Here is a 12,814-nt window from a genome sequence, read left to right as displayed (position 1 = left end):
CCGGATTTCCCGGAGTTTCGTTTCTATATTTTGTGAAAATTATTCTTTGGTAAATTTAATATCTTTCCCACCTTGAGTAATCGTGAAAGATTTTTTGTCTTTAGCAAAAACAATGATAATATCTGCCATTTCAAAATTAAATTTGTTGTCTCCCAAATACTCCAACGGAAAAGCTTCTTGTCCTGTTGCTTGCGCAAAAAGTTTCTTGTCTTTTTCCATCATTGTAATTTTTAAAGGGATTTCTTTGCTTCCGAAAGTTCCTGTAAAATCTTTAATATCAATTTTTTCAGCAGGTGCAGCTTGTGCAGAAGACCAAGAATTGTTTTTCAAATTCACGTCAGGAATTTGCCCGTTTGGATCAAGTTTTACTTCACCTATTTCTTTAGTTGAATTTACCTTGAATGTCCACTCTGTATTTCTCTTCCAAACTTCAACAGGGATTTTTGCCGTGTCGCTGCTTCCATCTTTAAATTTAATTTGAACCGTTGTAGGCATTGGGAGTTGTCCTAAGTTTTCAACCGTAATTTGAGCACCATTTTTAGGATCTCCGTTTACATATTTTACTGTTTTTACGCTTTGGTCAATTTTCCATTTGTTCATAAACCAGCCTCTCCAGAACCAATTAAGTTCTTCACCCGAAACATTTTCCATCGTATGGAAGAAATCCCAAGGAGTTGGATGTTTGAAAGCCCATCTCTTGATATATGTTCTAAAAGCTTTATCGAATTTTTCTGGACCTAAAATAGATTCACGCAAAATACCAAGACCCATTCCTGGTTTATAATACGCAAGAATACCAATGCTTCTTTCTTTCATGTTGTCTGGTCCTACCATAATTGGCTCCATACTATCACTCATTAAGAAAGCTCCGGCTTGCGAAACATTTTGTTTTTGATAATATTCTCCGTTGTTGAAGGCTTGTGTAGAAAGGTCGTTAATAAAAGTGTTGAATCCTTCATCCATCCAAGCAAAAAGTCTTTCGTTTGAACCTACAATCATTGGAAACCAGTTGTGGCCAAATTCGTGGTCTGTAACGCCCCAAAGACTTTCTCCTTTAGAATCCATGTGGCAGAAAACAATTCCAGGATATTCCATTCCTCCTTCGTTTCCGGCTACGTTGGTTGCTGCAGGATAAGTGTATTCGTACCATTGCTTAGAATAATGTTCTATCGAAGCTTTGGTGTATTCTGTAGATCTTCCCCAAGCGTTGTTACCCGCACTTTCTGCAGGATAAGCAGAGATTGCTAAAGATTTTTTTCCGCTAGGAAGGTTAATTCTTGCTGCGTCTAAGATAAATGCAGGAGAGGAAGCCCATGCAAAATCTCGAGTTTGATTAATTTTAAATTTCCAAGTTTTTGTTCCTGTTGCCGTTCCGTTTTTAATTTCAGATTCATTTCTGATCATTACAGTTTTGTCTGAATTTTTTGCTTGTTCCCAACGGTTGTTTTCTTCTTTTGAATACACTTCTTTTGCATTTAAAAGCTCTCCAGAAGCTACTACATAATGGTTTGCAGGAACTGTTATGTTGGCTGTAATATCTCCATACTCAAGATAAAATTCTGATGCGCCAATGTAAGGAAGCGTGTTCCAGCCCATTACATCGTCATAAACACACATTCTTGGATACCATTGTGCCAAAGTGTAGATGTTTCCGTTTTTGGTTTCCTGAATTCCCATACGATCTGATCCGTATTTCGGAGAAACGAAAGAATATTCTACTTTAATTTTCGCTTTTCCTCCCTTCGCTGAAAGGTTTTGCGGAAGATCAATCTGCATTCTCGTATCGCTAATTGTGTATTTTACAGGTTTGCCATCGTAAGAAACAGATTTTATTTTGTAACCACCTTCAAAAACTTCTCCGTGTGCACCGTTTCTGCTTCCAGATAAGGGAACTACTGCATTTCCTCTAGAATCTTTAGCGAAAAGGTTTTGGTCTAGTTGCAGCCAAAGAAAACTCAATTGGTCTGGGCTGTTGTTGGTGTACGTAATTTCTGCTGTTCCTGTAAGTTCGTTGGTTTTGTCGTTTAAACTTACATCAAGCTTATAATCTGCAGAGTTTTGCCAATATGCATGACCGGGTTGTCCGCTTGCCGACCTTGTTTCTGTACCTGTTTGTGGGTAAAAGAAAGGCTTGAAAGCTTCAACGTAATCGTATTTTGGAGATTCTTTAGGTGTTTCCTGTGCTGAAAACTGTGCTGAAACTGCGAAAACTGCAGCTACAAAAATTTTTGTTGGGAATTTAAAATTCATTAGGAAAAGGTTTTAAATAAACAAATATTTACAAATGTAAAAATAGATAAGTACAAAAAATCCCGAAATCGTTACAGAAATCGGGATTTATTTATTGAATACGTTTTTAATTCGATTTTTTAGCTTTAATCATAGCTTCCAGAGCATCCCACATTTCTTGAGGAATATCTTCCAGCATATTAAATTCTCCTGCGCCTTGCAACCATTCTCCACCATCGATGGTAACAACTTCACCATTCATGTAAGCTGAATAATCTGAAACCAAATAAGCCGCAAGATTCGCTAACTCCTGATGTTCACCAACTCTTCTTAAAGGAACTTTTTTTCTCATGTCGAATTTTTCCTGCAAATCTCCCGGAAGCAATCTGTCCCATGCTCCTTTTGTTGGGAACGGTCCAGGTGCGATGGCGTTGAAACGGATTCCGTATTTTGCCCATTCTACAGCTAAACTTCTCGTCATGGCTAAAACACCAGCTTTTGCACAAGCGGAAGGAACAACATAGGCAGAACCTGTCCAAGAATATGTAGTTACAATGTTTAGAACAGTTCCTGGAGTTTTAGAATCAATCCAATGTTTACCGATGGATAGTGTGCAGTTTTTTGTGCCTTTTAAAACAATATCTAAAATTGAATCGAAAGCAGAATGTGTTAATCTTTCGGTTGGAGAGATGAAGTTCCCTGCCGCATTGTTGAGGAGAATATCAATTTTACCAAATTCTTTCAGCGTTGCTTCTTTCATAGCTTCCACTTCGTCCCAATTTCTTACATCGCAAGCGACGCAAAGTACTTTTCCGCCAGTCTGTTCTTCTAATTCTTTTGCAGTTCCTTGCAATTTTTCTAAATTTCTAGAAGTGATAACAACATTAGCTCCTAATTCCAGAAAATATTTTGTCATGGCTTTTCCAAGGCCGCTTCCGCCTCCGGTAACGATGGCTACTTTTCCTTTTAAAGCATCTTCACGCAACATGGGTTGTGTATAGAGATTCATATATTTTATTTTTCTTAAAATTAATAAATATTAGAAGGATGGGGTTTATTTTCTTTTAATAAATAATGTTATAAATACTTTTTGTTGCTAAGCGGAGTTTTAAACAAAAAAAAACAGCTCTGCAACGATGTACAGAACTGTTTCCACTTTTATATATATGAAATATTATTTCGCAACTACTGTTCCTTTGAAAGAAAGCGTTTTAGGCGTTTTGCTGTCGCTTGTAGTTACGTTTACTGTTTTTACGAAAGCTCCTGCATTTGCAGCGTTGTAGCTTGCAGAAACAAAACCTTTTTTACCTGGAGCAATAGGAGTTTTTGTATAATCTGCTGTAGTACATCCGCAAGAAGGCGCTACATTTTCTATAATTATTGGAGTTTTAGAAACATTCGTAAACTCAAATTTGATTAATTTTGGAGTTCCTTGTGGGATGTTTCCTACATCAATCGTTTCAGATTTCCATTTAATTGCATCTGCAATTACTTTTACGATTGCATTGTTGGCAACCGGCAGAATTTCAGCATTAAAAGCAGAGAACGCTAAAACTGCCACAAGAGTAGAGATTTTTAATTTTTTCATAAATATTTTTTAAATGTTAATATTAAAACAACAAGAATGTGAAACTTGTATTTTGTTATAGCAAATGTAATGAGGTTTTTTTTATTATTTGTTAATCAGTTTCAAAGATTTGTTAATGAGTTGTTAATAGGATGTAAATGACGATAATTTTGGATAATATTGCTTTTGAAAATGGAAATTAAAAAACTTAATATCATCATCAGTCTTGGCTTGGTTGCCATTATCGGAATCCTAATTGCACAGCTTTTATGGACGAAACAGGCATATAATCTTGAAGATAAAAAGTTTAATCAAAAAGTAAATATTGCGCTGTTGGAAGTGGTAGAAAAACTTTCTGGAAAAGAAGGTTCTTATACACAAAGCCCTATTCAGAATATTGCGAATGATTATTACGTGGTGAATATTAACAATGAATTTCATCCCGCGGTTTTAGAGCATTATTTAAAAACAGAATTTACACGATTTCAAATAAATACCAATTATGTTTACGCTGTTTACAATTGCCATAGCGACAAAATGCTGTACGGAAAATACATTACTCCCGAAAGCAAGGAAACAGAAAATAAAAAAATAAATTTCCCGAAGCATAAGAATCTAACGTATTATTTTTCGATTCGTTTTCCTGATAAAACCACGTATCTAATCAGTTCGTTGAGGTTTTGGTATCTTCTTACTTTTGCTTTAATTGTGATACTTTTGGTGTATGTATATTCAATTTATACGATTATTCAACAGAAAAAATTCTCAGAATTGCAAAGGGATTTTATCAATAATATGACACACGAGTTCAAAACGCCTTTATCGTCTATTTTACTGGCTTCAGAAGCGTTGAACAAACAAGAAACGGTTCAGCAAAATCCAAAACTGCAGAAATATACTTCCATTATTACCACACAAGGTTTAAAATTAAACAATCACATCGAAAAAATTCTAAACATTGCTAAAAACGATGCGGCCGGATTGTATTTAAACCTACAGAAAATAGAGCTTAAACCTTTTATTGAAGATATTGTTTCTGCTTTCGTTCAAAAAAATGAAAATTTGAAAATTGATAACGAAATTGAAGATATTTCAATTTCTGCAGATGAATTTCACTTTACAAATGTTGTGTATAATTTGCTCGATAATTCCATAAAATATTGTGAGAAAAATCCGCACATCAAGATTTACACTACAAAAGATTCAAAAGGTTTATCTTTAAAGTTTGAGGATAATGGGATGGGAATTCCGCACAAAAATATTCCGTATATTTTCGATAAATTTTACAGAGTAAATAGCGATAAAAGCGAGGCAAACGGTTTTGGTTTGGGATTGTTTTACGTAAAAAAAGTGGTGAAAGAGCATCATTGGAAAATTTCAGTAGAAAATAATAAGGAAAAAGGGATTACAACTACTATTTTTATTCCGACTTACCATAAATAGACGATAAGTAATGGCGAAATCTAGAATTTTATATGCTGAAGACGATGAGACTATTGCATTTCTCATCCAAGACAGTCTTGAAAATTATTATGAAATAGAACATTTTTCTGACGGAAAATCTGCGTTTGAAGCTTTTAAAACTAAAGATTTCGATATTTGCCTTCTCGATATTATGATGCCTGAAGTGAACGGTTTTGAGCTTGCCGAGCAAATTAGAAACCTCAATACAGAAATTCCAATCATCTTTACATCTGCAAAAGCGTTGAAAGAAGACCGCATCAAAGGTTTGAAAATTGGCGCAGACGATTATTTGGTAAAACCTTTCAGCGTTGAAGAATTGATACTAAAGATTGAAGTGTTTTTAAAACGTTCTAAAAAGACCGAAACTTTACCGCAAATCTATAAAGTGGGAAAGTATAATTTCGACCCGAAAAATTTTACATTAAACTTTTCCGGAACTGTGATAACTCTTACTCAGCGCGAATCTGACCTGCTTTTTTACTTTTCTCAACATAAAAACGTGATACTGAAAAGACAAGATATTCTGAAAGCACTTTGGGGCGACGACGATTATTTTATGGGAAGAAGTTTGGATGTTTTCATCTCGAGATTGAGGAAAGTTTTCGCCGATGAAACCAATGTTGCCATTGAAAATATTCATGGGATTGGTTTTCGTTTTTCGGAGAAATGATTTTTTAAGGTTAATTGTTGAAACGAGATTTTGACTTTCTTGTACCATTACGATTTACCAAAAATAATTTATCTGCATAATTTTTAAATTTACGATTCAAGAATAAGTTTCATGAAAAAACCAGGATTTTTAGCATTTTCTTTTTTTTTAGTTTTTAGTTTACAGACAAAAGCTCAAAAATCAGAAAGGCTCATTCAATATGTAAATCCGTTAATCGGAACAGAAAAAATGGGACACACATATCCTGGAGCAACGGCTCCTTTTGGTGCGGTGCAGCTTAGTCCGGAAACAGATTCTATTTCTTATGAACTTAATGGGAAATACAATGGTGAGGTTTACAAATATTGTGCAGGATATCGCTATGAAGATAAAACGATTGTAGGTTTTAGTTCTACACATTTCAGCGGGACTGGTCATTCAGATTTGGGTGATTTTTTGGTGATGCCTACGGTTGGAAAATTACAATTGAATCCTGGAACGGCTACAAATCCCGAAAGTGGTTACAGAAGCCGATTTTCGCATCAAAATGAAAAAGCAGAAGCTGGCTATTACAAAGTAAAGCTTGACGATTATAATATTTTAGCAGAACTCACTTCTTCCACAAGAGTAGGAGTGCATCGTTATACTTTTCCGGAGTCTAATCAAGCGCATATTATTTTGGATTTGATGGCTGGAATTTACAATTATGACGGGAAAAATGTTTGGACTTACGTTCGTGTAGAAAACGGAAACACCATCACTGGTTACAGACAAACGAATGGTTGGGCAAGAACCAGAACGATTTATTTTGCGATGAAATTTTCGAAACCATTTAAGTCTTACGGGCAGAAAAACTTTGATGGAAAACAAGTTTACGGAGGTTTTTGGAGAAAATTCGACCAAACAAAAAACTTTCCAGAAATCGCAGGGAAAAACTTGAAAATGTATTTCGACTTTGATACCCATCAAAACGAAGCAATTGAAGTGAAGTTGGCAATTTCACCGGTAAGTCAGGCAAATGCTTTGGAGAATTTAGAAACAGAAGTTGGAAATTTATCTTTCGACCAAGTAAAAAATCAAACCCAGGAAAACTGGAATAAAGAGCTCAATAAAATCGTCATCAAAGGTTCTGAAACAGAGAAAACGAACTTTTATACTGCGATGTATCACACGTTCATCAATCCCACAACATACACGGATGTGAATGGGGAGTATAAAGGTTTAGACCAAAACACTCATAAAGCTGAAGGTTTTACCAATTATACCACGTTTTCGCTTTGGGATACGTATCGTGCGTTGCATCCTTTCTTTAATATTATTCAGCCTAAAAGAAACGGCGATATGGTGCAATCGATGATGGCTCATTACCATCAGTTTTCCATGAAAATGTTGCCGATTTGGTCGCATTATGCGAACGATAATTGGTGTATGAGTGGCTATCACAGCGTAAGTGTAGTTGCTGATGCGATCATTAAGGGAAATTATCAAGGTGATGCGAAAGAAGCCTTGAAAGCCTGCGTAGAAACTGCCAACAAAAGGTCTTACGAAGGAATTGGGCAATATATAGATTTAGGATATATTCCTGCTGAGAAAAGCGGAATTTCGGTTTCTAATACTTTGGAATACGCTTATGACGATTGGGCGATTGCGCAATTGGCAAAATTTTTAGGTGAAACAGAAATTTACAATCAATTCATTAAACGTTCTGAAAATTGGAAGAACAATTTTGATAAAAACATTGGTTTTATGCGACCAAAATTGGCCGATGGTACTTTTAAAAAAGATTTTAATGAATTGAGTACTCACGGACAAGGTTTTATTGAAGGAAATTCATGGAATTACACATTTTTTGTACCTCAAAATCCGGATGAGCTGATTGCTTTGATGGGCGGTAAAAAGAAATTCGCTTCAAAATTAGACCAACTGTTTACAATGCATTTACCAGACGAGTTTTTTGCCGACACAGAAGATATTACGCGAGAAGGAATTATCGGAGGTTACGTTCACGGAAACGAACCTGCACATCACGTTGCGTATTTGTACAATTGGGCGGGACAACCTTGGAAAACTCAGGCGCAGATTAGAAGGATTTTAGAAATGCAATACAAAGCAACTCCCGATGGATTGGGCGGAAATGACGATGCCGGACAAATGAGCGCTTGGTATATTTTAAGTTCGCTTGGTTTTTATCCGGTTGCTCCGGGTTCTGAAGACTACGCAATTGGAAGTCCGGCGATTGACAGTGCTGTTTTGAATTTAGAAAACGGAAAATCCTTCGAAATTGAAGCAATTAATCAAAGTCCAAAGAATGTTTATGTACAAAAAGTACTTTTGAACGGAAAAGAAATTAAAAACTTTACCTTAAAACATTCGGAATTGATGAATGGCGGAAAATTAACGTTTTATATGAGTGCAAAACCGAAAAAATAATTGTCATTGTGAGGTACTAAGGAGTCTTTTAGATAATTAGAATTGTTTTCAACGGATTGCTTCGCTTTGCTCGCAATGACGCCTAATTTTTTACTTCGTTTTTCCCAATAAGCCATACAACAACTTTTCTTTAATCTCATCATTAATTTCTTCCGTAGATTCTATATTTCTTTTGAACCAAAAATAGGAGTTGTTTAATGTGTGAAGAATGAATCTTGTGGTAAAAGCTGGAGATTTTAGTTCCCAATTTTCTGCAGTGTAAATTTCAGCAATAAACTGTTCCACTTCCTGTTGGTAGTTTTTTCTGAGCTCTTTAAACTCACCCAAACGCTCTTCCAAATGTTTCCATTCGTTGGAGTAAATGTGCGTTACATCGCGGTTTTTAAGAACAATAGAGAGATGTTTATCGATAAAAAGGTCTAGCTTTTCTTTCGGAGGAAGGTTGGTATTTTTTACATTTTGAAGCTCATCAAAAAAATCCTGAGCCACGCCAAAGCAAATCCACTCCAGAATTTCTTCTTTCGAACGGATGTGTGCGTAAAGAGATGCTGCTTTAATATTCAGTTTTGTGGCTAAATCGCGTACAGAACTTCCCAGATAACTTTTTTCTTTAAAAAGTTCTATGGCTACTTCCAGTATTTTTTGTTGTTTTTCTCTCAGTTCCATGGGTAAAATACAAAAGTAATTATTCTGAGTTTAAAACACTTGCTTTTCACAGATGATTTTGTTTTACTCTTCAGATTTATTTTTTTATCTGCCGAAATTTCATCTAAAAATTAATGCATTTTTCTTAAAAACGGAAAATTTGTCGGTTATTAAAAGTTTAAAAATGCAAAATTCGGAAATTTTGTCCTTTATTTTTAAAAAATCAATAATTGAATAGTTTTTGAGATAAAGACTACGAATTAAATGATTAAGTAAGATTGAAGACATCAGAAATTAGAAAGAAGAATGTACACTCATCTGAAATCTGATGTCTGAAATCTGAAAATTAAAAGTAAAGAATCAAAAAAAATATAAATAGTATGAATCTAAATCAATATACAGTAAAATCGCAGGAAGCCATTCAAGCAGCACAACAGGTTGCTATGGAGTTTGGCAATCAGCAAATTGAACCACAACATCTCTTGGAAGGTATTTTCCAGGTTGATGAAAACATTTCGCCTTTTTTATTAAAGAAATCTGAAGCAGATGCCACTTTGGTAAGAGAGCGAAATCGTGAAAATTTGGAGAAACTTCCAAAAGTTCAGGGAGGGAATATTTACCTTTCTCAATCGGCAAACAAAGTTTTGCTTGATGCGCCAAACATCGCTAAAAAGATGGGAGACGAATACGTAACGATAGAGCATTTGTGGCTTTCGTTATTGGAAACAAATTCTGAGGTTTCGAAAATGTTGAAAGACATGGGCGTTACCAAAAACCTTTTAGAAGGCGGAATTAAAGAATTAAGAAAGGGAAGTAAGGCGACTTCTGCAAGTTCAGAAGAAACGTATCAATCTTTAAATAAATATGCTAAAAACTTCAACGAATTAGCAGCAGAAGGAAAACTCGACCCTGTAATTGGGCGTGATGAAGAAATCCGAAGAGTGTTGCAGATTCTTTCAAGGAGAACCAAAAACAACCCGATTCTAATTGGTGAACCAGGTGTTGGTAAAACTGCCATCGCAGAAGGAATTGCACACAGAATTATCAGTGGCGACGTTCCTGAGAATTTGATGGATAAAACTTTATATTCTCTAGACATGGGCGCTTTAATTGCCGGTGCAAAATATAAAGGTGAGTTTGAAGAGCGTTTGAAATCTGTTGTAAACGAAGTGATTAAGTCTGAAGGGCAGATTATTTTGTTCATCGACGAAATTCATACTTTAGTTGGAGCAGGTGGCGGTGAAGGCGCAATGGATGCTGCGAATATTTTGAAACCAGCTTTAGCAAGAGGAGAGCTTAGAGCGATTGGCGCAACCACTTTGAATGAATATCAAAAATATTTTGAAAAAGATAAAGCGCTTGAAAGACGTTTCCAGAAGGTAATGGTGGAAGAACCGGATACAGAATCAGCAATTTCTATTCTTCGTGGAATTAAAGATAAATATGAAGCGCATCACAAGGTAAGAATCAAAGACGAAGCGATTATTGCGGCGGTAGAAATGTCTCAAAGATATATTTCAGACCGATTTTTACCAGATAAAGCGATTGATTTGATTGATGAAGCTTCTGCAAAACTCAGAATGGAAATCAATTCAAAGCCTGAAGAATTGGATGTTTTAGACAGAAAATTAATGCAGTTGGAAATTGAATTGGCGGCAATTTCTAGAGAAGGGAATCAAACAAAAATAGACCATTTAAAAGAAGATATTGCTAAAATTTCTGAACAGAGAAACGAAATCAATGCAAAATGGTTGAAGGAAAAGCAAAAATCTGAGGATTTAACACAGATTAAAAAAGAAATTGAATCTTTAAAATTGGAAGCAGAAAGAGCTTCTAGAGCAGGAGATTATGCCAAAGTTGCTGAAATTCAGTACGGTAAACTTCGTGAAAAAGAAGAGCAGCTTGGAAAGCTTGAACTTGAAATGCAAAACCATCAAAATGAGTTAATTAAAGAAGAAGTAACTTCTGAAAATATCTCTGAAGTGATCGCAAAATGGACGGGAATCCCAGTCACAAAACTGATTCAATCGGAAAGAGAAAAATTGTTACATCTTGAAGCAGAACTTCATCACAGAGTGGTGGGACAAGACGAAGCCATTACTGCGGTTGCAGACGCTATCCGAAGAAACAGAGCTGGGTTGAGCGACGATAAAAAACCAATTGGTTCATTCTTATTTTTAGGAACAACCGGAGTTGGTAAAACTGAGCTTGCCAAAGCTTTAGCAGAGTTTTTATTCGATGATGAAAACAACATGACGAGAATTGATATGAGTGAATATCAGGAACGTCACAGTGTTTCAAGATTGGTTGGTGCGCCTCCTGGATACGTTGGTTACGATGAAGGTGGGCAATTGACAGAAGCGGTAAGAAGAAGACCTTATTCTGTGGTGCTTTTAGATGAAATTGAAAAAGCGCATCCAGATGTTTTCAACACGTTGCTTCAAGTTTTAGACGATGGAAGATTAACGGATAATAAAGGTAGAGTGGTGAATTTCAAAAACTCGATTATCATTATGACTTCAAATTTGGGTTCGCATATCATTCAGGAACGCTTCGACTCCGCTCAGCGTGACAAAGACGATAACCTAGATGCTGCAGTTTTAGAACAAACGAGAGATGAGGTTTTTGATTTATTGAAACAAACTTTACGACCAGAATTCTTGAACAGGATTGATGAAGTTGTATTGTTCCAACCTTTAAACAAAAAAGAAATCGGAAAAATTGTAACGTATCAGTTGAGAGGCTTTAATGACCTTTTAACAAAGAGAAATATCATTATGACAGCAACTCAAGATGCGGTAGATTATTTAATGAACAAAGGTTACGACCCTGCTTTTGGAGCAAGACCTTTGAAGAGAGTAATTCAACAGGAAGTTCTCAACAAATTGTCTAAAGAAATCCTTGCCGGAACGGTAAATGAAGGCGATAGAATCACGTTAGATTATTTCGAAGAAACAGGTTTGGTTTTCAGACCTTCAGAACAGTAAATTTTAATATTAATCAACAAAAGAAAACCTCAGTTCAAATTAAACTGAGGTTTTTGATTTTTTAGAGAATCCCAAAATTTATTTACTATCCAACAATTCTACATCGAAGATAATGGTAGAGCCTCCAGGAATTGCACCTCCAGCTCCTTGGTCGCCGTAAGCCAACTCTGCAGGGATGTAAAATCTATATTTTGAACCTTTGCTCATCAACTGAATTCCTTCTGTCCATCCTTTGATTACGCTTCCTAGATTAATATCTGCCGGTGCGCCACCATTTTTGTCGGTAGAGTCGAACACAGTTCCATCCAAAAGTTTTCCTGTATATTTTACCTGTACGGTGCTCATTGCAGTTGGTTTTGTTTTACCGTCTCCTTCCTGCAAAACCTCGTATTGAAGACCAGATGCTGTAGTTTTTACTTTAGGATTGGTTTTATTTTTTGCTAAAAACTCTGCTCCTTTTTTCTTGTTTTCGTTGGCTTGAACACCTACTTCAGCTTGCTTCTTTTCATGTTGTTTCATCATGAATTCTTGAAGGAAAGAATCCATCTCTTCAGCAGGGAAAAGCTTCTTTTTTGTAGTGCTGTCCATTTCTTCTTTGATGGCTTTTGCCAAAAGGTCTGCATCTACTTTGAAGCCTTCTTTCTTCATGTTTTGAGCGATACTTAAACCAATATAATAAGATGCTTTTTGGTCGTCAGTATATTTGCTTCCGTTTTTTTCGTCATTGTTTTTTGAGCAAGAAACGCCCAATATTGCTACGCAAAGTAATGCAATCGTTTGTTTTTTCATTTAATAATTTTAAATCGCTGCAAATCTATCAATTATTACAAAAACTTTGAAGTT

At 35.7% G+C, this 12,814-nt stretch carries 9 protein-coding genes; 4 read left to right on the top strand and 5 right to left on the bottom strand.

Going from position 1 to position 12,814, the window contains the following annotated elements; translation table 11 throughout:
• Positions 1-39: 39 nt before the first annotated feature.
• From AC2A1D_RS14085 to AC2A1D_RS14075, 3 genes are all read right to left on the bottom strand, one after another.
• Entirely contained in the window at positions 40-2,250 is a 2,211-nt protein-coding gene (locus AC2A1D_RS14085; protein WP_484044227.1) for a M1 family metallopeptidase, read from the bottom strand.
• Between the two features lie 106 nt (positions 2,251-2,356).
• On the bottom strand, positions 2,357-3,238 hold the full coding sequence (locus tag AC2A1D_RS14080) for an SDR family oxidoreductase (protein WP_484044226.1): 882 nt from the start codon (positions 3,236-3,238) through the stop codon (positions 2,357-2,359).
• 165 nt (positions 3,239-3,403) lie between these two features.
• Positions 3,404-3,817: a DUF1573 domain-containing protein gene (locus AC2A1D_RS14075; protein ID WP_484044225.1), complete on the bottom strand. Its 414-nt coding sequence runs from the start codon at positions 3,815-3,817 to the stop codon at positions 3,404-3,406.
• A gap of 171 nt (positions 3,818-3,988) precedes the next feature.
• Here AC2A1D_RS14075 and AC2A1D_RS14070 point away from each other — a divergent pair, with 171 nt between their 5' ends.
• From AC2A1D_RS14070 to AC2A1D_RS14060, 3 genes are all read left to right on the top strand, one after another.
• Positions 3,989-5,239, top strand: coding sequence for a sensor histidine kinase (locus AC2A1D_RS14070; protein WP_484044224.1), 1,251 nt, complete (start codon positions 3,989-3,991; stop codon positions 5,237-5,239).
• A gap of 10 nt (positions 5,240-5,249) precedes the next feature.
• Positions 5,250-5,930, top strand: coding sequence for a response regulator transcription factor (locus AC2A1D_RS14065; protein WP_484044223.1), 681 nt, complete (start codon positions 5,250-5,252; stop codon positions 5,928-5,930).
• Between the two features lie 111 nt (positions 5,931-6,041).
• Complete coding sequence (locus tag AC2A1D_RS14060) at positions 6,042-8,339, top strand: GH92 family glycosyl hydrolase (RefSeq protein WP_484044222.1); 2,298 nt, start codon at positions 6,042-6,044, stop codon at positions 8,337-8,339.
• 90 nt (positions 8,340-8,429) lie between these two features.
• Here the strand turns inward: AC2A1D_RS14060 and AC2A1D_RS14055 are convergent, their stop codons facing one another.
• Entirely contained in the window at positions 8,430-9,005 is a 576-nt protein-coding gene (locus AC2A1D_RS14055; protein ID WP_484044221.1) for a TetR/AcrR family transcriptional regulator, read from the bottom strand.
• A 359-nt stretch (positions 9,006-9,364) separates the two neighbouring features.
• Between AC2A1D_RS14055 and clpB the strand changes: the two genes are divergently transcribed.
• A complete protein-coding gene (gene clpB / locus AC2A1D_RS14050) occupies positions 9,365-11,971 on the top strand; it encodes an ATP-dependent chaperone ClpB (RefSeq protein ID WP_484044220.1) in 2,607 nt (868 codons plus the stop codon).
• A gap of 78 nt (positions 11,972-12,049) precedes the next feature.
• Here the strand turns inward: clpB and bamJ are convergent, their stop codons facing one another.
• On the bottom strand, positions 12,050-12,760 hold the full coding sequence (bamJ, locus tag AC2A1D_RS14045; RefSeq protein ID WP_484044219.1) for a BamJ family beta-barrel-assembly machinery protein: 711 nt from the start codon (positions 12,758-12,760) through the stop codon (positions 12,050-12,052).
• Between the last annotated feature and the right edge of the window lie 54 nt (positions 12,761-12,814).

It is taken from the genome of Chryseobacterium sp. HNCC26DJ239, assembly GCF_057180445.1.
The sequence above is the reverse complement of the archived record's forward strand: the minus strand, read 5'-3'. Positions and strand labels throughout refer to the sequence as shown.

What these genes read in the sequence shown, in the direction of transcription:
- AC2A1D_RS14085 (WP_484044227.1), bottom strand. Translation starts at nt 2,250, where the DNA reads ATGAATTTTAAATTCCCAACAAAAATTTTTGTAGCTGCAGTTTTCGCA.
- AC2A1D_RS14080 (WP_484044226.1), bottom strand. Translation starts at nt 3,238, where the DNA reads ATGAATCTCTATACACAACCCATGTTGCGTGAAGATGCTTTAAAAGGA.
- AC2A1D_RS14075 (WP_484044225.1), bottom strand. Translation starts at nt 3,817, where the DNA reads ATGAAAAAATTAAAAATCTCTACTCTTGTGGCAGTTTTAGCGTTCTCT.
- AC2A1D_RS14070 (WP_484044224.1), top strand. Translation starts at nt 3,989, where the DNA reads ATGGAAATTAAAAAACTTAATATCATCATCAGTCTTGGCTTGGTTGCC.
- AC2A1D_RS14065 (WP_484044223.1), top strand. Translation starts at nt 5,250, where the DNA reads ATGGCGAAATCTAGAATTTTATATGCTGAAGACGATGAGACTATTGCA.
- AC2A1D_RS14060 (WP_484044222.1), top strand. Translation starts at nt 6,042, where the DNA reads ATGAAAAAACCAGGATTTTTAGCATTTTCTTTTTTTTTAGTTTTTAGT.
- AC2A1D_RS14055 (WP_484044221.1), bottom strand. Translation starts at nt 9,005, where the DNA reads ATGGAACTGAGAGAAAAACAACAAAAAATACTGGAAGTAGCCATAGAA.
- clpB (WP_484044220.1), top strand. Translation starts at nt 9,365, where the DNA reads ATGAATCTAAATCAATATACAGTAAAATCGCAGGAAGCCATTCAAGCA.
- bamJ (WP_484044219.1), bottom strand. Translation starts at nt 12,760, where the DNA reads ATGAAAAAACAAACGATTGCATTACTTTGCGTAGCAATATTGGGCGTT.